Here is a 23,581-nt window from a genome sequence, read left to right as displayed (position 1 = left end):
TCAAATCTGTAGGCTCAGGCGTGTCAGCCAGACCTCCGGCTCCTGGCGAAAACCTGTTGGGGTGTTGAGGTTGCGTTGGTAATCGAAGTCGAGCTGCACGTTTTTCCAGCTCAGGTTGAGCCCCGCGCTGGCGCCACTCAGGCGTTGGCTTTGGGCGCCGTGTTCGCGCTTGACCCAGCCGTTGTCGAAGCCCAGGCGCGGGGTGATTTTCACCGGCAAATCGCTGTTCAACGGCAGGCGCAAAGTGTTGCGCCACACCGCGCCAATCGCGCCGGAGCTGCTGTTGTCGCGGTAGCCGCGCACGGCCGAGTCGTCGGTGACCAGTAGTTGTTCGATGGCAGGCAGCGCGTCCGGGCTGTATTGCAACGACAACTGGCTCTGCCACTGCCAGGGTTGCGCCGACCATTGGCCATTGCGCCATTGGCTGAGGTTGGCGCGGTACTTGTGGAACTGGGCCTTTGGCCGGTTTTTCTGCACCTGATCGGCATCGCGATCGGCGCCGAACCAAGTCAGGCCCTGGGCGTAATTGACGTCCAGGTTCCACACCGCGCTGTTGAGCCAGAACAGGTTCAGGCCGGCCTCGGCCACCGTCAGCGTCGGGCTCTGGATGTCCAGGTGGGCTTTCTGCAGGTAGCTGTCGACGTCCTTGTAGGCCAGTTGCAGGTTGGCGCTCAGTTGATGACCCTGGTCGCGCCACAGCACCCGGTCGCTGCGCAGGCTGACCTGATCGGTGCGGCCGCTGTTGTAGAGCGTCGTGCGGCTGAGTTTGAACGGCGAGCGGTATTCGGCATGGCTGGCGAACAGGCTGTAGGTCCAGTAGCCATAGGGGATTGAGTAGAACAGGCTGTGGCTGCGGCTGTAGCGCGGCCCATGGTTGAGCGTGTCGCTGAAACTCAGGTTGAGCGAATCGCCCAATTGCAGCGGGCTGTCCAGGCTCAGGCTGAGGGCATTGCGATCACGCCCGGTGCCGGCGCTGCCGAGGTTATCCAACCCAAGCCCCAGGGCCCAGCGCGACGCACTGCTGCGCGAGCGCAGGATGATGCGCGAGGCGCCCGCCTGGCTGCCAGGGGCGATATCGGCGGTGAGGTCGACCGAGCGCAGGCGGTTGAGCTGGTCCAGGCCCTGTTCCAGGTCGCGCAGGTTCAGCGGCTTGCCGAGCATCCCGGGAAACGCTGCGCCTAACGACACGGGCAGGCTCTGGTCGGCTAGTTCGATGGCTTCGAGATAACCTTCCTCGACGTGAATATCCAGTGGGTGCCCGGCGCTCGGCGCACTGATCAAGTAGGGGCGGCTGGCGATATAGCCGGCCTCGACATACAGCCGTGTGATCTCGGCCAGCAGGCGGTTGATCTGGGTGACGCCCATGCAGGGGGCAACGTAGGGCTCAATGTGGTTGTCCAGCTCGGTGCGGCTGAACAATGTGACCCCGGCCAGGCGTGTACCGCGCAGGGGCCAGCAGCGTTCATCCTGGGCGATGTCTTTGGGCGCGGTCGGTGTGCTCGGCGGTGTACCGAAACGGCCGCGCTGCATCTGGCGCTGGCGCTGCTCCAGTTGTAACTGCTGCAGGTCGCGCTGCTGTTGCTGCTGCAAGCGAAGGGCTTCCTGGCCTGGCTGCGGCGCATCGGCGGCAGCCGCAGGCAGCGCGCACAGGCAGAGCAGGGTGATGCCCCACTTTTGAATACGACACCAGTGTCCGGTTGTGGGCTGAATTGGCACTCGACATCCTTAACGTAGAAATACACACGATCTATGCCTCCTGAGCCAAACCGTTAACTCAGGGGAGTTGCCACACTGGAGTCATCATTAAACGGTTCGTTACATGAGTGGGGGATTTATTGCACAAAACGTGAGGAGTACCACGTTATTTAGGGAAAAAACGCACAAAAATAGTGCGTAATAGGCGAGTGGTAACCTGAGGTTTCAGTGTTTCAAGGGTGTTGGTGGCGATGGAGGGGGTGGAGGTTTTTTGGATTGTTGCAGTTATTGCGCTTAATCATTGTGTTTATGGCAGGCGGCGGTGCGCCCAACAGCCGCGTACCGGCATACCAGATTAGGCTTTTGAATCCATTCGATATTCTGTAGCCTTGCGCGGCTTCATCTTTACCCGTGCTTGATGAACACAAACACTTCGTCCGGCGGCGCCCGAAGGGCTCCAGAGCCGGTGGTACACTCGACTTTCGCGCTACTGCGCCTGCAGGTCTTGCGAACATGACGCACATTTCCGAACGCCTACTGGTTCAAGCCCACCTCGACGCCAAGCAGCCCAAGGTGCTCAGCGCCGCGCAAGAGGCGAGCCTGCGCGCCGCCATCGCCGCCGAGCTCAAGGCTCAGGATGCGGTGCTGGTTGCCCACTTCTATTGCGACCCGGTGATCCAGGCCCTGGCCGAAGAAACCGGTGGCTGTGTTTCCGACTCCCTGGAAATGGCGCGCTTTGGCGCCGCCCATCCGGCCAAGACCGTGCTGGTGGCCGGTGTGCGGTTCATGGGCGAGACCGCCAAAATTCTCACCCCTGAAAAACGCATCCTCATGCCGACCCTGGAAGCCACTTGCTCCCTGGACCTTGGTTGCCCGGTGGATGAGTTTTCAGCGTTCTGCGACCAGCATCCGGAGCGCACCGTGGTGGTGTATGCCAACACCTCGGCGGCGGTCAAAGCCCGTGCCGATTGGGTCGTGACCTCCAGCTGCGCGCTGGAAATCGTCGAAAGCCTGATGGACAACGGCGAGACCATTATCTGGGGCCCGGACAAACACCTGGGCACCTACATCCAGCGCCAGACCGGTGCCGACATGCTGCTGTGGGACGGTGCCTGCATCGTCCATGAAGAGTTCAAGTCCAAGCAGTTGGAAGACATGAAGGCGTTGTACCCGGACGCGGCGATCCTGGTGCACCCGGAATCGCCGACCTCGGTGATCGAGTTGGCGGATGCCGTAGGCTCGACGAGCCAACTGATTGCTGCGGCGCAGCGCCTGCCGAACAAGACTTTTATCGTGGCAACTGATCGCGGCATTTTCTACAAGATGCAGCAGCTGTGCCCGGACAAAGTCTTCATCGAGGCGCCGACTGCGGGTAACGGCGCGGCATGTCGCAGTTGCGCGCACTGCCCGTGGATGGCGATGAATACGCTGGAGCGTACGTTGCAGTGTCTGCGTGAGGGCAGTAATGAGATTTTCGTCGAGCCGTCGGTGATTCCACAGGCGGTGCGACCGCTCAAGCGCATGCTCGACTTCACCCAGGCTGCACGCCTCAAGCTGGCAGGTAACGCATAGCCCAGGTGTGAACACTTGGATCTACGCTATTGTGCGATTACTTCTTTTGCTTGGGGATCCGCACCAGCTGCGTATCCGAATAGATGTCATGCCAGCTGCGTTTGTGTTTATCGAACAACGACCAGACAAACCCCAGCCCCACGCATAACCACGACGCAATCGACACCACAAAACGCAACAACGCCTGCCATAGGCTGATCCGCGAACCGTCGGCATTTTGTACACGCACGCCCCACACCTGCATGCCCAGGGTTTGCCCGGAATGGGTCCAGAACTTGGCGAAGAATCCAAACAGCACAAACAACAGGATTGTCGACAGCAACGGATCACCGTCCAGGGCGCCGGACTCGGTGAGGGTGCGCATTTTCGCTTCGCCCACAAAGGCGATCCACACCAGCTTGTAGACAAATGCAGTGACGATCAGCAGCGCCGTGCACAACAGGAAATCGTAGAACATCGCTGCCAGGCGACGGCCCAGGCCAACGGCGGGGAATTGGCCTTGGGGGCTTAGCAGGTGCTTCGACATGGCAGGGCTCTCAGAAGGAAAAGCAGCATTTTACGGACAAACGCCCATAAAAAAGCCCCTGATGTCATATCAGGGGCTTTTTGTCGCAGGAAGGATCAGGCTTCTGGTTCTACTTCGTCAGCCTGCATGCCTTTCTGGCCTTGTGCCGGAACGAAAGTTACTTTCTGGCCTTCTTTCAAGCTCTTGAAGCCGTTGCCTTTAATGGCGCGGAAATGCACGAACAGATCCGGGCCGCTTTCAGGAGTGATAAAACCAAACCCTTTTTCGTCGTTAAACCACTTGACGGTACCGCTCTGACGTTCAGCCATTTTCTTCTTTCCTTTGACGCTAAAATTAATGACAGCCCCTTTCACATGAAAGAGTACTGGGCTGGGTTGCAGGAAAGTAAGAGACGTCGAACGGGTTGTAGCAAAACTTTTAGCTACTGCCCAGGTCCAGGTTCCAAGCGACCCATGCAAACACAGTGAACGAACTCTACGCCAACTAATATGAAAAAAACAAGCCCTGCGAAAGGCCTTGTTTTTGCTCGGGCATATGACACTTTGTTGAACGTAGGAGTGGTGAGTTATTCGATAGAGTTATTCACTTGTTATAGGAGATTTCCTATAGAAAAGACTATCGGATATGCACTGTTTTATGGCGGCTGCGTTACAGTTTAGTGCGCGTTAACGCAGCCGCGTTACTTATTGAAACATTTATTCAGCCGCGATAGTAACGCTGTGGCACGAATGGCATTTTACTTACACGTAATGGCACCTTTTTCCCACGTACCAGTGCAGAGACTTCGGTATCCAGTGCAGTAAAGGCGTTGTCCAGGTAACCCATGGCGAGCGGGCCGCCCAGAGTTGGGCCAAAGCCACCGCTGCACACGCTGCCGATCACGGTGCCGTGTTCGTCGACGATCTCGGCACCTTCACGCACCGGGGTGCGTTCCTGGGGCAATAAGCCTACGCGCTTGCGGCTGACGCCGGCTTGCTGCTGGGTGAAAATCCGGTCGGCACCCGGGAAGCCACCTGCGCGTGCGCCGTCAGCGCGACGAGCCTTGGAGATCGCCCACAACAGGCTGGCTTCGATTGGCGTAGTGTCGGTGTTCATGTCATGTCCATAGAGGCACAGGCCGGCTTCCAGGCGCAGGGAGTCGCGGGCGCCCAGGCCGATGGCCTGTACTTCGGTTTCGGCCAGCAGGCTGCGGGCGAGGCTTTCTGCGTTGGCCGCCGGTACGGAGATTTCAAAACCGTCTTCACCGGTGTAGCCGGAGCGGCTGACGTAGCAGTCGACGCCCAGCAGACGCAAGGTGGCAAATTGCATGAAGGTCATCTGGGTGACCTCCGGCGCCAGGCGCGCCAGTACCTTCACCGCCGCCGGGCCCTGCAGGGCCAGCAGGGCACGCTCTTCAAACAGCGGCTCGATGGTGCATTGGTCGCCGATATGGTTGCGCAGATGCGCCAGGTCCTGGTCCTTGCAGGCGGCGTTGACCACCAGGAACAGTTCGTCGTTGCCTAGGTTGGCGACCATCAGGTCGTCGAGGATGCCGCCTTGCTCGTTGGTGAACATCGCGTAGCGCTGCATGCCCACCGGCAGGTCGATGATATCCACCGGTACCAGGGTTTCCAGGGCCTTGGCGGCATTGGCGCCGGTCAGACGGATCTGGCCCATGTGGGACACGTCGAACAAGCCGGCCTGTTCACGAGTGTGCAGGTGTTCCTTCATCACGCCCAGCGGGTATTGCACCGGCATGTCGTAGCCGGCGAAAGGCACCATGCGCGCGCCCAGTTCGAGGTGCAGGGCGTGCAATGGGGTTTTCAACAGGGTTTCGGTGGACATATTCAGCTCCTGAACAACGTGCTGGCGCGCTGGTAGGCGCCAGCACTCGATAATGTTGTCAAAAATGTGGGAGCAGGCTTGCTCGCTCCCACATTTGATCGAGTTGACCTTCAGGTTATGCGTAGCTCTCGATCGAGGGGCATGCGCAGACGAGGTTGCGATCGCCAAACACGTTGTCGACCCGGCCAACCGGTGGCCAGTATTTGCCTTCGATCAATGACGGCACCGGGTACACCGCTTGTTCGCGGGTGTATGGATGCGTCCACTCGCTCACCAATTCAGCCGCGGTGTGTGGTGCGTTTTTCAGCGGGTTGTCGTCCTTGTCCAACGTGCCGTTTTCCACCGCACGGATCTCTTCGCGGATGGCGATCATGGCGTCGCAGAAGCGGTCCAGTTCTTCCTTGGATTCACTTTCGGTCGGCTCGATCATCAAGGTGCCAGCCACCGGGAACGACATGGTCGGCGCATGGAAACCAAAATCGATCAAGCGCTTGGCCACGTCGTCCACGCTGATGCCGCTGCTGTCTTTCAAGGGGCGCAGGTCGAGGATGCATTCATGGGCCACCAGGCCGTTGCTGCCGGTGTAGAGCACGGGGTAGTGCTCTTCCAGGCGACGGGAGATGTAATTGGCATTCAGGATCGCCAACTGCGACGCACGCTTGAGGCCAGCGCCGCCCATCATGCTGATGTACATCCAGGTAATCGGCAAAATGCTTGCGCTGCCGAACGGTGCGGCACACACCGCGCCTTCCTTGCGTTCCATGGCCGCGTGGCCGGGCAGGAATGGCGTGAGGTGCGACTTGACGCCAATCGGGCCGACACCCGGGCCACCACCGCCGTGGGGGATGCAGAAGGTCTTGTGCAGGTTCAGGTGGGACACGTCGCCGCCGAACTTGCCCGGTGCGCACAGGCCAACCATGGCGTTCATGTTGGCGCCGTCGATGTACACCTGGCCGCCGTTGTCGTGGATGATCGCGCAGATGTCGCGGATGCCTTCCTCGAACACGCCGTGGGTGGACGGGTAGGTGATCATCAGTGCGGCGAGGTGCTCGCGGTGCTCGATGGCCTTGGCGCGCAGGTCTTCGATATCGACGTTGCCACGCGCATCGCAGGCGGTCACCACCACGCGCATGCCGGCCATGTTGGCGGTGGCCGGGTTGGTGCCGTGGGCTGATGACGGGATCAGGCAGATGTCGCGACGTGCTTCGCCACGGCTCTGGTGATAGGCGCGGATAGCCAAGAGGCCTGCGTATTCACCTTGGGAGCCTGCGTTTGGCTGCAGGGAGATCGCGTCGTAACCGGTGGCCGCGCAGAGCATGGCTTCCAGTTCGGTGGTCAGTTGCTGGTAACCGGCGCTTTGCTCAGCCGGGGCGAACGGGTGCAGGGCGCCGAACTCGGCCCAAGTCACCGGGATCATTTCGCTGGCGGCGTTGAGCTTCATGGTGCACGAGCCCAGCGGGATCATGGTGCGGTCCAGTGCCAGGTCCTTGTCGGCCAGCTTGCGCAGGTAGCGCATCAGCTCGGTTTCCGAGTGATAGCGGTTGAATACCGGGTGGCTGAGGATTGGTGACTGGCGCAGCAAGGCGGCAGGCAGCGCGCTGTCGGTGGCGGCGAAGGCGGGCAGGGCCTTGCCGTCGGCGAAGATCGCCCACAAGGCCTGGATATCGGCCTGGGTGGTGGTTTCGTCGACCGACAGGCCAACGTGCTGGGCGTCCACTACGCGCAGGTTGATGCGCTGGGCGTGAGCCTTGTCATGCAGGGCTTTGGTGTTGGCGCCGGTGTTGAGTGTGATCGTGTCGAAGAAGTTTTTCTGCTCGACCTCAAGACCCAGGGCGGTCAAACCCTTGGCCAGGATCGCAGTCAGCTGGTGTATGCGCTGGGCGATCTGGGTCAGTCCCTTGGGACCGTGGTACACGGCGTACATGCTGGCGATGTTGGCGAGCAGCACTTGGGCGGTGCAGATGTTGCTGGTGGCTTTCTCGCGACGGATATGTTGTTCGCGGGTCTGCATGGCCAGGCGCAATGCCGGCTTGCCGAAGCGGTCGACGGAAACACCGACCAGGCGCCCTGGCATATCACGCTTGAACGCATCCTTGGTGGAGAAGTACGCCGCGTGCGGGCCACCAAAGCCCAGCGGCACGCCGAAGCGTTGCGCACTGCCGATAGCGACATCGGCGCCGAACTCACCCGGTGGGGTCAGCAGGGTCAGGGCCAGCAGGTCGGCGGCTACGGCCACCAGGGCGTTGGCGGCGTGGAAGCGTTCGGTCAGCTCGCGGTAATCAAATACATCGCCATTGCTGGCCGGGTATTGCAGCAGGGCACCGAAGAACGGGCTGACGTCGGTCAGTTCGCGCTCATCGCCCACCACCACGTCGATGCCCAGTGGTTCGGCACGGGTGCGCAGTACGTCGAGGGTTTGCGGGTGGCTGTGGACTGAGGCGAAGAAGGCATTGCTGCCTTTGTTCTTGCTCAGGCGCTTGCAGAAGGTCATGGCTTCGGCGGCGGCGGTGGCTTCGTCGAGCAATGAGGCGTTGGCAATCGGCAGGCCGGTGAGGTCACTGATCAGGGTCTGGAAGTTCAGCAGCGCTTCCAGGCGGCCTTGGGAAATCTCAGGCTGGTATGGGGTGTAGGCGGTGTACCAGGCCGGGTTTTCCAGCAGGTTGCGCAGGATCGGCGACGGCGTATGGCAGTTGTAGTAGCCCTGGCCGATGTAGGTCTTGAACAGTTGGTTCTGGCTGGCAATGGCCTTGATTTTGGCCAGGGCCTCGGCTTCGCTCAAGCCGTCTTCCAGGCCGAGCACGCTGGTGCCCTTGATGCTTTCCGGGATCACGCTGGCGCTCAGGCCTTCGAGGGAGTCAAAGCCCAGGGTGGCGAGCATCTGCTGCTCATCTGCCTGGCGCGGGCCGATGTGGCGGGCGATGAATTCGTTGGCGGTGGTCAGATTAACGGTCATGGCGCGCTCCTCAGGCTTCTGCGTTGGCTTTGATCAGGCGGTCGTACGCATCCTGATCCAACAGCTTAGCCACTGCCTCGGCGTCGGTCGGTTTAAAGCGGAAGAACCAGCCTTCACCCATCGGGTCTTCGTTGACCAGTTCCGGGCTGTCACTCAGCTTTTCGTTTACTTCCAGCACTTCACCCTTCAACGGCATATACACGCCGCTGGCGGCTTTTACCGATTCCACGGTGGAGGCTTCAGCGCCTTTGTCGTAAGCCTGCAACTCCGGCAGTTGCACGAAAACCACATCACCCAGCGCATTCTGCGCAAAAGCGGTGATGCCCACGGTGACGCTGCCATCGGCTTCGGCGCGCAGCCATTCGTGATCTTCAGTGAAACGCAACTCGCTCATGGAAACTCCTCAGGGCCAGAATCGTCTGGTGGACGGGATTGGAATAATGGGGAGTTGATTAGCAATATTGCGGCCAAGGTTGTTAAATCGTTATAAATCAATAAGTTAATAAAATTGGTTATGGCGTTAGTGCATTTGACTGTAGCGATTTCGCTACAGTCGGGTGCTTGAAAAAAAGCCTATGTGGATCAAAGCCTTGCATGGCGCGTAAAAAACAGGGCTGTGGCGATATCGTTACGCTGTAGCGCTTTCAGTACACGCAATGTCGTTCTCAGACCAAATCTGTAATGCGCCCCACTGTAGGAGCGAGCTTGCTCGCGAAGATCGTCCACGATGACGCGGGAAGCCTGGATGAACGTGGCGCCCTCGGGTTTTTCGCGAGCAAGCTCGCTCCTACAGTGGATAGCACATGGCTCAAGGCTTGTTGGGGATGCCGTACTTGCGCAAGCGATGGGCAATCGCTGTATGGGAAGTCTGTAACCGACTGGCCAGTTGGCGGGTCGAGGGGTAGCTGGTGTAGAGCTTTTCCAGCAGGTCGCGCTCGAAATCCTCCACGGCCTGTTCCAGGCTGTCGATTTCGCCATCGTTCTGGCGTGCTACGGAGGTGCCGGCGATGTCCAGGTCGCCGATGTCCACCAGGCTGCTTTCGCAGATGGCAGCGGCGCGGAAGATCACGTTTTGCAGTTGCCGCACATTGCCCGGCCAGCGATTGTCCAGCAGTGCCGGATAAGTGCCGGGCGCCAGGCGGCAGACCGGGCGCTGGATCTGCGCACAAGCCTGCTGCATGAAGTAGCGGGCTAGCAGCAGGATGTCCTGGCCGCGTTCGCGCAGGGGCGGTACTTCGACGTTGAGCACGTTGAGGCGGTAAAACAGATCTTCGCGAAAAGTGCCTTCGCTGACCATCTTTTCCAGGTTGCGGTGGGTGGCGCTGAGGATGCGCACATTGACCTTCACTTCGCGGTCACCGCCCACACGGCGAAAGCTGCCGTCATTGAGAAAGCGCAGCAACTTGGCTTGCAGGTACGGCGACATCTCGCCGATTTCATCCAGAAATACCGTGCCCTGGTTGGCCAGTTCCATCAGCCCCGGCTTGCCGCCGCGTTGGGCGCCGGTAAAGGCGCCCGGGGCGTAACCGAACAACTCGCTCTCCGCGAGGTTTTCCGGGAGTGCCGCGCAGTTCAAGGCCAAAAACGGCGCACTGTGGCGTGCGCTGGTGGCGTGACAGGCGCGGGCCACCAGCTCCTTGCCGGTGCCGGTTTCGCCCTGGATCAGCAGCGGTGCATCCAACGCCGCCACCCGTTGCGCTCGCGCCTTGAGGGTGCGGATGGCCGGGGATTCGCCCAGCAGCGCATCAAAACCTTCGGCATGGTCGTGGTGCAGTGCCGACAGTTGCTCGCCGATGCGATTGGGTTGGTAGAGGGTGAGCAGGGCGCCTGCGTCAGTGATTGGCGTGGCGTCCAGCAACAGGGTCTGGCCGTTGACGCTGATCTCGCGCAACGGTAAGCGAAAGCCATGTTCCAGCAAGGTGTCCAGCAGCGTTGGGTCATTGAACAGCTCGGCAATGCTTTCCCCGGCAGGCTCGCGTCCGTACAGGGCGATCAACGCCGGGTTGGCCAACAGGATCTTGCCCGCGCTGTCCAGGGCCAGTACCGGGTCGGTCATGGCCGCCAGCAGGGCGTCGAGTTGCAGGTGGCGGCGTTGGCCCGGCAGGATGTCGACCACCTTTACCGCTTGCACGCCGTGCACGCTGAACAAGGCGTCACGCAGTTCCTCGAGTACCTCGGCGCTGAGGGTCGGCGCATCGATATAGACGTTGGGCGGCACCATCTCCACCGCATCCAGGTTGAGATTGCGCCCACCGAGCAAGGCCAGGACTTCCTGGGTGATGCCGACGCGGTCGATGAAGCTGACGTGGATACGCATGGGGCGGTTGGTAATTCTGGAGAGCAGAGGCGGCAAGTATGCCTTGGAGCGGGGCGTAGGTGAAATCTGACAAATGATGGAGATCAAAATGTGGGAGGGGGCTTGCTCCCGATTGCGGTGGATCAGCCAATCAACCTGTGGCTGACACACTGCTATCGGGAGCAAGCCCCCTCCCACATTTTGAACTGTATTGTGTCAGTGCAGGCGTGTTACTCCAGGTGTTCGGGTTTGACCGGGTCGCCTGGCTTCACATCCAACTGATGCCGCACGTCCTCAAACATCAAGTCGTACTGCTTGTGCATCGAACCGTTCAACACCGCGACCTTCGGCATGCCGTATTTCTGCGCGATGTTCATCGCATGCCGCGCAAAGTCGAATGCCTGGTCCTTGGGCAGGAAGAACTCCTCCTTGAGGTCCTTGCCCTGCACCGAACCGTGCAGTTTGAATAACATGCCTTTGCCTTCCTTGGGGTCCTGGCTGACTTCATAGTCGATGCACAGGTTGTAGCTGTAGTCGTCCTTGTTGAGCGCGTGGCGTTCAACGTGCAAGTGGCCGGGTTCAAAGGTAGCCATAGGCGTATCTCCTCTACTTCACAGATAGGTGATGCCAGGTTTCGCCGTGCTGATGCGGGTGCCGGCGCTGCCCTGGACGATGGCTTCGATGTCGGAGAGTGAACCGATCACCGCGGTTTTGCCAGTCTGGCGGGCGAACTCGCAGGCCGCTTGCACCTTGGGGCCCATGGAGCCGGCGGCGAAGCCGAGTTTTTCCATGTCATCCGGGTGAGCCTGGCCGATGGCCTTCTGGGTTGGCTTGCCGAAGTCGATAAAAGCGGCATTGACGTCGGTGGCGATTACCAACAGGTCGGCGTCCAGTTGCGCGGCCAGCAGCGACGAGCACAGGTCTTTGTCGATCACCGCTTCAATGCCGCGCAGCTTGCCGTCTTCGCCATACATCGTCGGGATGCCGCCGCCGCCGGCGCAGATCACGATGGCTTTTTTCTCCAGCAGCCATTTGATCGGGCGGATTTCAAAGATGCGTTTGGGGCGCGGGCTGGCAACCACACGGCGGTATTTGTCGCCGTCGGGGGCGATGGCCCAGCCTTTTTCGGCGGCGAGTTTTTCTGCTTCGGCCTTGGAATACACTGGGCCGATGGGTTTGGTCGGGTTCTGGAACGCCGGGTCCTTGGCATCGACTTCAACCTGGGTGAGCAGGGTGGCGAACGGCACTTCGAAGTCCAGCAGGTTGCCCAGTTCTTGTTCGATGATGTAGCCGATCATCCCCTCGGTCTCGGCGCCCAGCACGTCCAGCGGGTAGGGCGAGACACTGGTGTAGGCCGCCGCCTGCAACGACAGCAGGCCGACTTGCGGGCCATTGCCGTGGGCGATCACCAGCTCGTTGCCGGCGTGGATCTTGGCGATCTGTTCGGTAGCGATGCGGATATTGGCGCGTTGGTTGTCTGCGGTCATGGGTTCACCACGGCGCAGGAGGGCGTTGCCGCCCAGGGCTACGACGATGCGCATAATGCAATCCTTTTAGGGTGTGAGCAGAGCCCAATGTGGGAGGGGGCTTGCTCCCGATGGCGGCAGGACAGTCAATCTATCTATAGCTGAGCCACCGCTATCGGGAGCAAGCCCCCTCCCACATTTTTGAACCCTGTTCCGACAGTGAGAGTTAGATATCCGCCAACGCCGACACCAGAATCGCCTTGATGGTATGCATGCGGTTTTCCGCCTGTTCAAACGCGATGTTGGCCGGCGACTCGAAGACTTCTTCGGTCACTTCCACACCATTGGCCAGGTTCGGGTACCGCGCAGCGATGTCCTTGCCGACCTTGGTTTCGCTGTTATGGAACGCCGGCAAACAGTGCATGAATTTCACCCGGGGGTTGCCCGAGGCTTTCATCATCTTGGCGTTGACCTGGTAGGGCAGCAGTTGCTCGATACGCTCGTCCCAGGCTTCCACCGGCTCACCCATGGACACCCAGATATCGGTGTGGATAAAGTCCACGCCTTTCACTGCTTCTTTCGGGTCTTCGGTGATGGTGATGCGTGCGCCGCTTTCCTCGGCAAACGCCTGGCATTGCTTGATGAAATCCTCGTGTGGCCACAGCGCTTTCGGCGCGCCGATGCGCACGTCCATGCCGAGCTTGGCGCCGATCATCAGCAACGAGTTGCCCATGTTGTAGCGCGCATCACCCAGGTACGCGTAGCTGATGTCATGCAGCGGCTTATCGCTGTGCTCGCGCATGGTCAGGGTGTCGGCGATCATCTGGGTCGGGTGGAATTCAGCGGTAAGGCCGTTGAACACCGGCACACCGGCGAACTTGGCCAGTTCTTCGACGATTTCCTGTTCGAAGCCACGGTACTCAATGGCATCGAACATCCGGCCCAAGACGCGGGCGGTGTCTTTCATACTTTCTTTGTGGCCGATCTGCGACGACACCGGGTCGATGTAGGTTACGTGGGCGCCCTGGTCATGGGCCGCGACTTCGAAGGCGCAACGGGTGCGGGTCGAGGTTTTTTCGAAGATCAGTGCGATGTTCTTGCCTTGCAGGTGCGGACGCTCGGTGCCGGTGTATTTGGCGCGCTTGAGGTCGCGGGACAGGTCCAGCAGGTAATGCAGCTCGCGGGTGGTGTGGTGCATCAGCGACAGCAGGCTGCGGTTGCGCATATTGAAAGCCATGATGGAATCTCCTTAATAGTCGATAGGGTCGCGGATGATCGGGCAGGTCATGCAGTGGCCGCCGCCACGGCCACGGCCGAGTTCACCGGCGCTGATGGTGATGACTTCCACACCGGCCTTGCGCAGCAAGGTGTTGGTGTAGGTGTTGCGGTCGTAGCCGATCACCACGCCAGGCTCTACAGCCACCACGTTATTGCCGTCATCCCACTGCTCGCGTTCGGCGGCGAAGCTGTTGCCGCCGGTCTCGACCACGCGCAGGGCCTTGAGGTTGAGGGCCGCGGCAACGGTATCGAGGAAGTTGGTGGTCTCGCGTTGGATATCGATGCCATGGGGCTTGCTGTCGTCAGGGCGCAGGGTAAAAGGCACGATCTGGTTGACCACTTCGGGGAAGATGGTGACCAGGTCGCGGTCGCAGAAGCTGAACACGGTGTCCAGGTGCATGGCTGCGCGGGATTTGGGCAGACCGGCAACGATCACCCGCTCAACGGCGTTGTTCTTGAACAGGTTGCGCGCCAGTTGGCCGATGGCCTGGTGGGACGAGCGCTCGCCCATGCCGATCAACACCACGCCATTGCCAATCGGCATGACGTCACCGCCTTCCAATGTGGCGGCGCCGTGTTCCTGGTCGGGGTCGCCGTACCAGATCTGGAAGTCGGCGTTGGTGAATTCCGGGTGGAACTTGTAGATGGCGGAGGCCAGCAGGGTTTCCTGGCGTCGCGCCGGCCAGTACATCGGGTTGAGCGTTACACCGCCGTAGATCCAGCAGGTGGTGTCGCGGGTGAACTGGGTGTTGGGCAGCGGCGGCAAGATGAAGCTGGCGTGGCCGAGGAAGTCGCGGAACATCTCGATGGTCTTGCCACCAAAGCTGCTCGGCAGGTCATCGGCCGACACACCACCAATCAGGAACTCGGTGATCTTGCGTGGCTCCAGGCTGCGCAGCCACGAGCCGACTTCATCGACCAGGCCCAGGCCTACGGTATTGGCGGTGATCTTGCGCTCCAGGATCCAGTCCAGGGCTTCGGGGATGGCGACGATGTCGGTGAGCAGGTTGTGCATTTCCAGCACATCAATATCCCGCTCGCGCATCTTGGTCACGAAGTCGAAATGGTCGCGCTTGGCCTGGGCCACCCACAGCACGTCATCGAACAGCAGTTCGTCGCAATTGTTGGGGGTCAGCCGCTGGTGGGCCAAGCCTGGGGAGCACACCATGACTTTGCGCAGTTTGCCGGCTTCGGAATGTACGCCGTACTTAACTTTTTCCGTGGTCATTACAAATCCTCCAGTGAACATACAATTACAGAGTCAGGAAGCCGTCGTAGAGCCCATAGGCCGCCACCAGGGCGCCAATGACCACTGCGGCGAAAATCAGCTTCTCGACGTTGGTGAAAATCGGTTTGCCCAGTTCACGCTTGGCCTTGGCGAACAGGATCGCGCCGGGGGCATAGAGCAGGGCGGAGAGCAGCAGGTACTTGGTGCCGCCGGCATAGAGCAGCCAGATCGCGTAGATCAGCGCGACGGCGCCGATGAACAGGTCTTTCTTGCGCTCCTTGAGGGCGTTTTCGTAGGTTTCGCCACGCACCGCCAGCAGCAGGGCGTAGGCCGCCGACCACAGGTAAGGCACCAGGATCATCGAGGTGGCGAGGTAGATCAGCGACAGGTAGGTGCTGGCCGAAAACAGCGTGATCACCAGGAAGATCTGCACCATCGCGTTGGTCAGCCACAGGGCATTGACCGGCACGTGGTTGGCGTTTTCCTTACGCAGGAACTCCGGCATGGTGTGGTCCTTGGCGGCGGCGAACATGATCTCCGCACACAGCAGCACCCACGACAGCAACGCGCCCAACAGCGAGATGATCAAGCCGACGCTGATCAGCACCGCACCCCAGTGGCCCACCACATGCTCAAGCACGGCAGCCATCGACGGGTTCTGCAACTTGGCCAGTTCCGGTTGGGTCATGATCCCCAAAGACAGCACGTTCACCAGCATCAGGAACAGCAGTACGGTGATAAAGCCGATCACGGTGGCCTTGCCCACGTCGCTGCGTTTCTCGGCACGGGAGGAGAAGATGCTCGCGCCTTCGATGCCGATGAAGACCCACACGGTGACCAGCATCATGTTGCGCACCTGGTTCATCACACTGCCCAGGTCGGGGTTTTTCACGCCCCAGATGTCAGCGGTGAAGATATTCAGCTTGAACGCGAACAGGGCGATGAGCACGAACAGCAGCAGCGGCACGACCTTGGCAACGGTGGTCACCAGGTTGATGAACGCCGCTTCCTTGATCCCGCGCAGCACCAGGAAATGCACGGCCCACAGCAGCACCGACGCACCGATCACCGCCGCCGGAGTATTGCCTTCGCCAAAGATCGGGAAGAAGTAGCCGAGGGTGCTGAACAAGAGTACGAAGTACCCGACGTTGCCCAGCCAGGCACTGATCCAGTAACCCCAGGCGGACGAGAACCCCATGTAGTCGCCGAAACCGGCCTTGGCGTAGGCGTACACGCCGCCGTCCAGGTCAGGCTTGCGGTTGGCGAGGGTCTGGAAGACGAATGCGAGGGTCAGCATGCCGATGGCGGTAATTACCCAGCCAATCAATACTGCCCCTACGTCGGCACTGGCGGCCATGTTTTGCGGCAGTGAGAAGATCCCGCCGCCAATCATTGAGCCCACGACAAGTGCAACCAGCGCACCAAGCCTAAGTTTTCCGGGAGAATCAGACATTGCGTGACTCCAATGCAGGAGAAGAGAGATCACAGAATAATTCCGTGCGCTAAACAAACAGCTGACTCAGATCACTTCATTGGCACATTCCATTGTGAATTAACGACTTAGGGAGCAGAAGTTGCTGGGCGACGCAGTCCGCGGGGGGCGCTTGCTAGAGCGGGCTCCTCCGATGTGGTTAATCATTTCGTCCGGGACATGGTGGTTGACGCTAGTTCGTATTTGCGGATGTGCAAACTTTTTGTACGGCGTCTGACGAACGCTTCATAATTGACTTATTTAAATTCTAAATAAGCCTAAACTTCTCGCGTTTACATGCACTTATGTTATGAAGCGCTAGCGTGATTAAATTGAATTAGTTGAGTTCGCAGTGGTCGGCTCAAACTTTTATTGCGAGGAACCTGCATGTCCCAACCAGCCCAGAAACTTAGGCTCAGTGCCCTGATCGCCCTGGTCGTGGGTTCGATGATTGGCGGCGGGATCTTCTCGCTCCCGCAAAACATGGCGGCCCGTGCAGAAGTGGGCGCCGTGCTGATTGGCTGGGCAATCACGGCGGTCGGCATGTTGACCCTGGCCTTTGTGTTCCAGACCCTGGCCAACCGCAAACCGGAACTGGATTCCGGGGTGTACGCCTACGCCAAGGCCGGTTTTGGCGATTACATGGGGTTCTCATCCGCCTGGGGTTACTGGATCAGCGCGTGGATGGGCAACGTCGGTTATTTCGTGTTGCTGTTCAGCACCCTGGGTTACTTTTTCCCGGCGTTCGGCCAGGGCAATACCCCGCTGGCCATCGGCTGTGCGTCGCTGTTGCTGTGGGCGGTGCATTTCCTTGTGATGCGCGGGATCAAGGAGGCGGCGTTTATCAACCAGGTCACCACGGTGGCGAAGATTGTGCCGTTGTTGATGTTTATCGTGATCGCCGCGGTGGCATTCAAGGCGGATATCTTCACCCGCGACATCTGGGGCCTGGGTAACCCGCAGATGGGCAGCGTGGTCGAGCAGGTGCGCCACATGATGCTGGTCACGGTGTTTGTGTTTATCGGCATCGAAGGCGCCAGCGTGTACTCGGCGCGGGCCGAGAAACGCTCGGATGTAGGTCGCGCCACGGTGATTGGTTTCCTGGGCGTGCTGGCGCTGTTGGTGCTGGTGAATGTGCTGTCCCTGGGCATCATGAGCCAGCCGCAATTAGCGCAGTTGCAGAACCCATCCCTGGCGGGCGTGCTGGAACACATCGTCGGGCCCTGGGGCGCGGTATTGATCAGCATCGGCCTGGCGGTTTCGCTGCTCGGGGCGTTGCTTTCATGGGCGCTGCTCTGCGCGGAAATCCTCTATGCCACTGCCCAGGACAAGACCATGCCGGCGTTCCTGAAAAAGGAAAATGCCAATCAGGTGCCGGTTAACGCGTTGTGGCTGACCAATGTGATGATCCAGGCGTTCCTGGTGATCACGCTGTTTTCGGCCAGCACCTACACCACCCTGATCTACCTGGCGTCGTCGATGATCCTGGTGCCCTACCTGTGGTCGGCGGCCTATGCGGTGTTGTTGAGCGGGCGCGGCGAGACCTATGCCGGCGCCCAGCGCCAGCGCCTGAAAGACTTGGCAGTGGGGCTGATTGCCCTCGGCTATGCGGTATGGCTGTTGTACGCCGGAGGCTTGAAGTATTTGCTGCTGTCGGCGCTGCTGTATGCCCCGGGTGTGATCCTGTTCGCCCAGGCCAAGCGCGAGCAAGGCCAACCCTTGTTTACCCACGTGGAAAAAGGCATTTTCAGCTGCGTGATCGCGGGCGCCGGGTTGGCGGCATACGGGTTGTATAGCGGGGTATTGTCGTTGTGAGATTGGCGTATCAGCCGCCCTACGATTGGGCGGCAATGTTGGCGTTTTTGTCAGCTCGAGCCATCAATGGATTAGAAATCGTTGAGGCTGGCGCGTACCGTCGCAGCATCAGCGTGAACGGGCAACAGGGTTGGCTAAGCGTGGCGCCGGGCGCCGGCGATTGGCTGGAGGTGGGCGTCGCGTTTCCTGACGCGGCGGCCTTGCCCGAGATCGAGCGACGCCTGCGGGCGATGTTCGATCTGGATGCCCGGCCCGAGGTGATCAATGCCCAGTTGGCTGGCGACCCGTTGATGGCGCAACTGGTTGCGGACCGTCCTGGCCTGCGCGTGCCCGGGGCCTGGGACGGGCTGGAGCTGGCGATTCGTGCGGTGCTGGGCCAGCAGATTACTGTGGTGGCGGCCATTCGCCTTGCGGGCAAGCTGGTGGCGCAGTATGGCCAGCCGCTGCACACCCCATACGCCGGTATCACCCATGTGTTTCCGACACCCCAAGTGCTGGCGGCGGCGGACCTCGCAACCCTGGGCATGCCCAAGGCGCGAGGCCGTACCTTGTCTGTCGTGGCCCAGGCAGTGTTGGATGACCCCCAGGTGTTCCAACCCAAGGCCAGCCTCAAGGACGGCGTTGCACGGTTGGTGGCGTTGCCGGGGATTGGCGACTGGACCGCGCAGTACATCGCCATGCGCCAGTTGCGCGAAGCGGATGCGTTTGCATCAGGGGATATCGGCCTGATCAATGCGCTGTCGGCGCTGGAGGGGAGGCCGGTGTCGGCGCGACAGTTGCTGGCCCGGGCCGAGGCGTGGCGGCCGTTGAGGGCGTATGCGGCGCAGCATCTGTGGACAACCCTGTAGGAGCGAGCTTGCTCGCGAAAAACCTTAGATTGCCGCTGGGTGTCAGGTTTCCCGCGTTATCGTTGGCGACCTTCGCGAGCAAGCTCGCTCCTACAGTGTATTAATCACCATTGAGGCCGGTGCGCGCCCAATTCTCCCGCTGGCAAATCCCACTGCAACGGCGTGCCACTGATGCTCAGCGGCGCCAGCAACCGATGGGCCTGCCCCCACGCCGTCTGCTCCACCACCAAACCCTGATCGCCTGGCTCTTCGGCACGCAACGCCGCTTGTTCCGGCACTTGCCCTGCCTCCACCAGCAATTTCGCCGTACGCGCCAATGACAAGCGCGCCGAGCCACCGCGGCCGGATGCCAGGCGTTCGCCCAAGGCCCGGATCGCACTGGCAGCCATCAGGTAGCCGGTGGCGTGATCCAGCGCCTGCACTGGCAGCGGCACGGGTGTTTCCGCCTGCTTCCAGGCCATGCCCGCCTCGGCGATCCCACTGCTCATCTGCACCAGGCTGTCGAAGCCGCGACGGTTACGCCACGGGCCGCTCCAGCCGTAAGCGTTGAGGCTGACGTCGATCAGCCCGGGGGCGAGGTCTTGCCGTTCGCCGATGGTGTAACCCAGTTGCTCCAGTGCATCGGCGCGGTAACCGTGGAACAGCACGTCAGCATCTTTGAGCAAGGCTTCGAATACCTGCCGGCCTTCGGGGCTTTTCAAGTCAAGGCGAGCGCAGCGCTTGCCCAGGGTCATTTCCGGCACCACGCCGGGCTCGTTCCAGGTCGGCGCATCGATGCGCAACACATCCGCACCCAACCCGGCGAGAAAACGACTGGCCACCGGGCCGGCCAATACGCGGGTCAAGTCCAGCACCTTGATACCGGCCAGCGGGCGCGCAGGCGAACCGAGCCAGGGTTTGTCGGTGCCGCTTTCGAAAACCTGGCGCTGTATCAGCTCTTCACTGTTCACCGCCAAGCCTTGCGGATGCTGTTGCCAGGCTTGCCACCCACGCATCTGCGCGGCGCAACCGCCGACGTCGACAATGGCCTGTTCCAGTTCGGCGGCGTTCCATGCCGCGACTTTGGCCGCCATCTCGGCGCGGTCGGCCACAGGCCCCAGCACCCGCTCGGCCGCGGCACGGTGATGGGGCGCGTTGGTGTGCAAGCGAATCCAGCCATCGGCGCAGGCATAGTCGCCGGCCACTGGGTCCCACAGCGGCGGCACTTGCCAACCCACGGGGCGAATCGAGGAGGAGAACCACAAGGAGGCCAGGCGCCGGTCCACGCTGACATTGGGCAAACGCCCGGTCTGCTGCTGGAGCAACTGGGCGACGGCCTGGCCGGCGGCGCCGATGCTGGCAGCGGCCAGGTCGGTGACGGCGAAGGCCGAGGGCAGGGCCCCGGTTTCGGTCATGGCTATTGCTGCGTGTGGTAAATCGAGTGCGGCTTGGATGGGAGTCAGCAGGTCAGTCATCAAAGGCCCTCCGTAAGAGAAGGGCCACTATAGAAGATCCTCACACCGGTGTGACAACCCCAGGTTCCAATGGCAGGTCGATACTGGCGATAAAACCGCCCTGGGCATGATTGGCCAGGAACAGGCTGCCGCCATGACGCTCCGCCGCGCGCCGCGCAATTGCCAGGCCCAGGCCGTGGCCTTGTGCAGCCTGGCCTGGGGCGCGGTAGAACGGCTCGCCCAGTTGACTCAGGTGTTCGGGGTCAACGCCGGGGCCATGGTCGCGCACGCTGATCACAATATGCTCGCCGTGAAGATGCGCGTGCATCTCGATTGGCTGATCGGGCGGGTTGAAGCGCTGGGCATTGCGCAGCAGGTTATCCACAGCGCGTTCGATCATGGTCGGCCAGCCCTTGAGGTGTAGGTCGGCGTCAGCGGTGAGCTGTACCACCTGCTCCGGCGCGCCGAGTTGGGCGTCCTTTTGCAGAGTCCTGAGCAGCGGGTTGAGGTCGATGTCTTCGGCGCTGGCGTTGTCGGCATCGACCCGAGCCAGTACCAGGATCTCGCTGATCAAGGCTTCCAGGCGGTCGCATTCGCGGGTCAGGCGCGGCCAGAGTTTCTCCCGCTCCTCGGGGCTCGCACGTTCGGCCAGGGCCAGGGCGATCCGCAAGCGCGCCAGCGGCGAGCGCAGTTCGTGGGACACGTCACGCAGCAACTGGCGCTGGCTGCCGATCAGGCTTTGCAGGCGCGCACCCATGCGGTTGAAATCGGTGGCCAGCACGCCGAATTCATCACGGCGGTTGGCCAATTGCGCCAGGCTGTTTTGCTGATAGGTGGCTTGCCCCAGATCATGCACTGCGCCGCGCAGGCGGCTGAGTGGGCGGGTGATGGACAGCGTCACCAGCAGGCTGAACAGGGTCAGCACCACCAGGGCAATCGCCAGGGCGCTGAACGGCCACAACAGGCTGCTGCGGTGCCAGGCATCCAGCTCCGGGTGAGGAATGCGGTAGATCAACAGGTAGGTGTCGCCGGTTTTGTCGCTGGTGTACTCGGCCGTCAGGCGCCGCCAGGGCAGGTGGCCGTCCTGGCTGTCATTCTGCCGGGCCTCGAAGGCCGCGGCGCGGCGCGGGAAAGTGCCGCGCACCACTGGCTCGCCGCTTTCGTTGAGCACTTGCACGTCGATGTGGTACTGGCGTTTGCGTTGTTGCAGCAAGTCCTGGGCAGCGTCCTCGCCCTGGGCTTCGTAGAGTTGGGTCCATTCCTGCGCCAGGTTGTTGAGGCCGGGATGGCGGCTGAGAATCCAGGCGTCCTGGTTGAGCATATGCCCGAGCAGGATCGACAAGCCGGCAACCAGGGCGATGGCCAGCCAGAAACTTGCCAGGATACGCCAGAACAATGAACGCACAGGAAACCCTCAAACAGGAAAAGCCCAGCGGCGTGAACCACTGGGCTGTAGGCATTACGCCTCGCGCATTATTGCGCTTTTTGCGCCTGCTGGGCTTTCCAGGCCTGGAATTCCTTCCACTCGGCGCGACGCTCGGCTTGCTTCTTGACGATCTCGTCGTACTTCTTCTGTTGGTCGGGCTTGAGCACGGCACGGATATCGGCCTGGGTTTTCTGCTTGCCGGCGGCGATTTCATCCTGCATGGCTTTCTGGTCGGCGGCCGGCAGTTTGTCCAGGTACTTCTTGACCAGGTCTTTGCGAGCGTGCCATTGGTCACCCATGAGCTTGCGGATCTGTTCGCGTTGTTCCTTGCTCAGGTCCAGTTGGCTGAACGGTCCACCTTTGCCACGCGGACCATGTTCACCGCCGTGGCCCGGGCCACCCATCATGTGGCCGGAGGGTTCGCCCATTGGGCCTGGGCCTTCTGGCATGGCCATGGCAACGGTAGGCAGGGCAGCGGCGAGCATTAAAGCGATAAGGGTCTTGCGCATGGTGATTCTCCTGTCTCTATTCCGGTGAGTCCGGATGTGAGTAGATTAGGGAGATCAAGGTCAGCCGCCGTCAGGAGAGGGTAAAGATTTGGTAAGGCTGCCTCTAGAGGCTGTAGTAGTACCCGCGACTGCGCAACGCGACGATCCGTGGCCGACCATCCGGGTGCGGGCCGATTTTCTTGCGCAGGTTGCTGACGTGCATGTCCAGGCTGCGATCGTAGAGGGTCAGCTTGCGGCCCAGGGCGATCTGCGCCAGTTCCTGTTTGTCCAAAGGCTCGCCGGGTTGGCGCAACAGGGCTTCGAGCAGGCGACTTTCGGAAACAGTGAGGGTGAATTCCTGCTCATCGATACTGACCACGCCGCGCACCGGGCTGAAGCACAGGTCGCCCAGTTCCAGTTGGGTCGACACCGCGGCCGGGTGGCTGCGGCGCAATACCGCGCGCAGGCGCGCCGTCAATTCGCGGGGATCGCAGGGCTTGGCCAGGTAGTCGTCGGCTCCCAGCTCCAGGCCGAGGATGCGGTCCAAGGGTTCGCCCCGGGCCGAGAGCATCAGCACCGGCAACTCCGGGTGGTCGTTGCGCAATTGCTTGAGCAGCTCCAGGCCGCTGCCGTCGGGTAGCATCACATCGAGCACCACCGCCGCCGGGGCGGCTTCGGCCAAGGCTCTGCGGGCGCTCAAACCGTCGTGGCAGGCGCGCACCTGGAAGCCTTCCTGGCTCAACCAACTGGTCAGCAGCTCACAAAGCTCTTGGTCATCATCTATCAGTAACAGCTCGCTCATGACTCACTCAATTTAGCCATTGTCGACGGCGACGGTGCCCACCGCTGGCGAAGATCCCACACAATAGGGCGATCAGCGCGACGGCCGCGCCGATGACGAACCACTGCTGCTGTTCGGTCAGCCAGCGGGTCAAGGCGCCGCCCTGTATCTCTTTGAGTTGCTGGGCCAGGCGTTGGTTCTCTTGGCGCAAACGACTCAGTTGGACGCTTTCGCGGGCAGCGTCTGCGCTTTGCAGTTGCTTGCCCAGTGCTTCACGCTGGCGTTCGCTTTCTTTCAAACGTTGCTGCAACTCGGTGACCTGGGCGTCGGCACTCAAGGACAAGGGCGCGGAACCGCCGCTGTACGAGGGCTCTTCAGCGTGGGCCGTAGCCCCGATCGTTAACACTGCCAACAGACACAACTGACGTAAGCGCATCGGAACTCCTGATTCCACACGAATATTCAGAACGTTGTCGGCAGG

20 protein-coding genes are annotated in these 23,581 nt (G+C 61.0%); 3 read left to right on the top strand and 17 right to left on the bottom strand.

The window, feature by feature from the left end:
- Positions 1 to 1,716: a ShlB/FhaC/HecB family hemolysin secretion/activation protein gene (locus QZR30_RS21505; RefSeq protein ID WP_442967580.1), complete on the bottom strand. Its 1,716-nt coding sequence runs from the start codon at positions 1,714 to 1,716 to the stop codon at positions 1 to 3.
- Positions 1,717 to 2,208: 492 nt separating this feature from the next.
- Between QZR30_RS21505 and nadA the strand changes: the two genes are divergently transcribed.
- Complete coding sequence (nadA, locus tag QZR30_RS21500) at positions 2,209 to 3,267, top strand: quinolinate synthase NadA (protein WP_046069300.1); 1,059 nt, start codon at positions 2,209 to 2,211, stop codon at positions 3,265 to 3,267.
- A 37-nt stretch (positions 3,268 to 3,304) separates the two neighbouring features.
- Here the strand turns inward: nadA and QZR30_RS21495 are convergent, their stop codons facing one another.
- The 11 genes from QZR30_RS21495 to arcD (QZR30_RS21440) form a co-directional block, all read right to left on the bottom strand.
- Positions 3,305 to 3,793, bottom strand: a complete 489-nt coding sequence (locus tag QZR30_RS21495; RefSeq protein ID WP_046069299.1) for an RDD family protein — start codon at positions 3,791 to 3,793, stop codon at positions 3,305 to 3,307.
- A gap of 95 nt (positions 3,794 to 3,888) precedes the next feature.
- On the bottom strand, positions 3,889 to 4,101 hold the full coding sequence (locus QZR30_RS21490; RefSeq protein ID WP_046069298.1) for a cold-shock protein: 213 nt from the start codon (positions 4,099 to 4,101) through the stop codon (positions 3,889 to 3,891).
- 391 nt (positions 4,102 to 4,492) lie between these two features.
- Positions 4,493 to 5,617 (bottom strand): glycine cleavage system aminomethyltransferase GcvT, encoded by a 1,125-nt coding sequence (gene gcvT, locus QZR30_RS21485; protein WP_056847632.1) that lies wholly within the window; start codon positions 5,615 to 5,617, stop codon positions 4,493 to 4,495.
- Between the two features lie 115 nt (positions 5,618 to 5,732).
- Positions 5,733 to 8,570, bottom strand: coding sequence for an aminomethyl-transferring glycine dehydrogenase (gcvP, locus tag QZR30_RS21480; RefSeq protein ID WP_046069296.1), 2,838 nt, complete (start codon positions 8,568 to 8,570; stop codon positions 5,733 to 5,735).
- A gap of 10 nt (positions 8,571 to 8,580) precedes the next feature.
- The gene (gene gcvH / locus QZR30_RS21475) at positions 8,581 to 8,964 is read right to left on the bottom strand and encodes a glycine cleavage system protein GcvH (RefSeq protein ID WP_046069295.1); all 384 of its coding nucleotides are present in this window, start codon (positions 8,962 to 8,964) and stop codon (positions 8,581 to 8,583) included.
- A gap of 414 nt (positions 8,965 to 9,378) precedes the next feature.
- Positions 9,379 to 10,887 (bottom strand): sigma-54-dependent transcriptional regulator, encoded by a 1,509-nt coding sequence (locus tag QZR30_RS21465; protein ID WP_046069294.1) that lies wholly within the window; start codon positions 10,885 to 10,887, stop codon positions 9,379 to 9,381.
- Between the two features lie 209 nt (positions 10,888 to 11,096).
- The gene (locus tag QZR30_RS21460) at positions 11,097 to 11,459 is read right to left on the bottom strand and encodes a DUF5064 family protein (RefSeq protein WP_046069293.1); all 363 of its coding nucleotides are present in this window, start codon (positions 11,457 to 11,459) and stop codon (positions 11,097 to 11,099) included.
- Positions 11,460 to 11,477: 18 nt separating this feature from the next.
- Positions 11,478 to 12,407, bottom strand: a complete 930-nt coding sequence (gene arcC / locus QZR30_RS21455) for a carbamate kinase (RefSeq protein ID WP_046069292.1) — start codon at positions 12,405 to 12,407, stop codon at positions 11,478 to 11,480.
- A 151-nt stretch (positions 12,408 to 12,558) separates the two neighbouring features.
- The gene (locus QZR30_RS21450) at positions 12,559 to 13,569 is read right to left on the bottom strand and encodes an ornithine carbamoyltransferase (RefSeq protein ID WP_027605559.1); all 1,011 of its coding nucleotides are present in this window, start codon (positions 13,567 to 13,569) and stop codon (positions 12,559 to 12,561) included.
- A 12-nt stretch (positions 13,570 to 13,581) separates the two neighbouring features.
- Complete coding sequence (gene arcA / locus QZR30_RS21445) at positions 13,582 to 14,838, bottom strand: arginine deiminase (RefSeq protein ID WP_046069291.1); 1,257 nt, start codon at positions 14,836 to 14,838, stop codon at positions 13,582 to 13,584.
- 25 nt (positions 14,839 to 14,863) lie between these two features.
- On the bottom strand, positions 14,864 to 16,291 hold the full coding sequence (arcD, locus tag QZR30_RS21440) for an arginine-ornithine antiporter (protein ID WP_311904105.1): 1,428 nt from the start codon (positions 16,289 to 16,291) through the stop codon (positions 14,864 to 14,866).
- A 405-nt stretch (positions 16,292 to 16,696) separates the two neighbouring features.
- Between arcD (QZR30_RS21440) and arcD (QZR30_RS21435) the strand changes: the two genes are divergently transcribed.
- On the top strand, positions 16,697 to 18,124 hold the full coding sequence (arcD, locus tag QZR30_RS21435) for an arginine-ornithine antiporter (protein ID WP_046069290.1): 1,428 nt from the start codon (positions 16,697 to 16,699) through the stop codon (positions 18,122 to 18,124).
- Positions 18,121 to 18,972, top strand: coding sequence for a DNA-3-methyladenine glycosylase family protein (locus tag QZR30_RS21430; protein ID WP_274355664.1), 852 nt, complete (start codon positions 18,121 to 18,123; stop codon positions 18,970 to 18,972). The genes arcD (QZR30_RS21435) and QZR30_RS21430 overlap by 4 nt, the downstream gene beginning before the upstream one ends.
- 104 nt (positions 18,973 to 19,076) lie before the next feature.
- Here QZR30_RS21430 and QZR30_RS21420 read toward each other — a convergent pair whose 3' ends face one another.
- The 5 genes from QZR30_RS21420 to QZR30_RS21400 all read right to left on the bottom strand — a co-directional run bounded on the left by QZR30_RS21420 (position 19,077) and on the right by QZR30_RS21400 (position 23,536).
- A complete protein-coding gene (locus QZR30_RS21420; RefSeq protein ID WP_059397467.1) occupies positions 19,077 to 20,426 on the bottom strand; it encodes a CoA transferase in 1,350 nt (449 codons plus the stop codon).
- A gap of 40 nt (positions 20,427 to 20,466) precedes the next feature.
- Entirely contained in the window at positions 20,467 to 21,810 is a 1,344-nt protein-coding gene (locus tag QZR30_RS21415; RefSeq protein ID WP_046069288.1) for a sensor histidine kinase, read from the bottom strand.
- A gap of 68 nt (positions 21,811 to 21,878) precedes the next feature.
- Positions 21,879 to 22,340, bottom strand: a complete 462-nt coding sequence (locus QZR30_RS21410) for an LTXXQ domain protein (RefSeq protein ID WP_046069287.1) — start codon at positions 22,338 to 22,340, stop codon at positions 21,879 to 21,881.
- Positions 22,341 to 22,443: 103 nt separating this feature from the next.
- Entirely contained in the window at positions 22,444 to 23,121 is a 678-nt protein-coding gene (locus QZR30_RS21405; protein WP_046069286.1) for a response regulator transcription factor, read from the bottom strand.
- Between the two features lie 7 nt (positions 23,122 to 23,128).
- The gene (locus QZR30_RS21400; RefSeq protein ID WP_046069285.1) at positions 23,129 to 23,536 is read right to left on the bottom strand and encodes a translation initiation factor 2; all 408 of its coding nucleotides are present in this window, start codon (positions 23,534 to 23,536) and stop codon (positions 23,129 to 23,131) included.
- Between the last annotated feature and the right edge of the window lie 45 nt (positions 23,537 to 23,581).

Origin of the sequence: Pseudomonas sp. rhizo25, assembly GCF_031931935.1 — a bacterium.
Lineage (GTDB): Bacteria > Pseudomonadota > Gammaproteobacteria > Pseudomonadales > Pseudomonadaceae > Aquipseudomonas > Aquipseudomonas synxantha.
This window is presented reverse-complemented; position numbering and strand designations above follow the sequence as displayed.

Bases quoted from the DNA above. Each gene is read 5' to 3' on its own strand.
- nadA (WP_046069300.1), top strand. From the start codon at position 2,209: ATGACGCACATTTCCGAACGCCTACTGGTTCAAGCCCACCTCGACGCC.
- QZR30_RS21495 (WP_046069299.1), bottom strand. From the start codon at position 3,793: ATGTCGAAGCACCTGCTAAGCCCCCAAGGCCAATTCCCCGCCGTTGGC.
- QZR30_RS21490 (WP_046069298.1), bottom strand. From the start codon at position 4,101: ATGGCTGAACGTCAGAGCGGTACCGTCAAGTGGTTTAACGACGAAAAA.
- gcvT (WP_056847632.1), bottom strand. From the start codon at position 5,617: ATGTCCACCGAAACCCTGTTGAAAACCCCATTGCACGCCCTGCACCTC.
- gcvP (WP_046069296.1), bottom strand. From the start codon at position 8,570: ATGACCGTTAATCTGACCACCGCCAACGAATTCATCGCCCGCCACATC.
- gcvH (WP_046069295.1), bottom strand. From the start codon at position 8,964: ATGAGCGAGTTGCGTTTCACTGAAGATCACGAATGGCTGCGCGCCGAA.
- QZR30_RS21465 (WP_046069294.1), bottom strand. From the start codon at position 10,887: ATGCGTATCCACGTCAGCTTCATCGACCGCGTCGGCATCACCCAGGAA.
- QZR30_RS21460 (WP_046069293.1), bottom strand. From the start codon at position 11,459: ATGGCTACCTTTGAACCCGGCCACTTGCACGTTGAACGCCACGCGCTC.
- arcC (WP_046069292.1), bottom strand. From the start codon at position 12,407: ATGCGCATCGTCGTAGCCCTGGGCGGCAACGCCCTCCTGCGCCGTGGT.
- QZR30_RS21450 (WP_027605559.1), bottom strand. From the start codon at position 13,569: ATGGCTTTCAATATGCGCAACCGCAGCCTGCTGTCGCTGATGCACCAC.
- arcA (WP_046069291.1), bottom strand. From the start codon at position 14,838: ATGACCACGGAAAAAGTTAAGTACGGCGTACATTCCGAAGCCGGCAAA.
- arcD (WP_311904105.1), bottom strand. From the start codon at position 16,291: ATGTCTGATTCTCCCGGAAAACTTAGGCTTGGTGCGCTGGTTGCACTT.
- arcD (WP_046069290.1), top strand. From the start codon at position 16,697: ATGTCCCAACCAGCCCAGAAACTTAGGCTCAGTGCCCTGATCGCCCTG.
- QZR30_RS21420 (WP_059397467.1), bottom strand. From the start codon at position 20,426: ATGACTGACCTGCTGACTCCCATCCAAGCCGCACTCGATTTACCACAC.
- QZR30_RS21410 (WP_046069287.1), bottom strand. From the start codon at position 22,340: ATGCGCAAGACCCTTATCGCTTTAATGCTCGCCGCTGCCCTGCCTACC.
- QZR30_RS21405 (WP_046069286.1), bottom strand. From the start codon at position 23,121: ATGAGCGAGCTGTTACTGATAGATGATGACCAAGAGCTTTGTGAGCTG.
- QZR30_RS21400 (WP_046069285.1), bottom strand. From the start codon at position 23,536: ATGCGCTTACGTCAGTTGTGTCTGTTGGCAGTGTTAACGATCGGGGCT.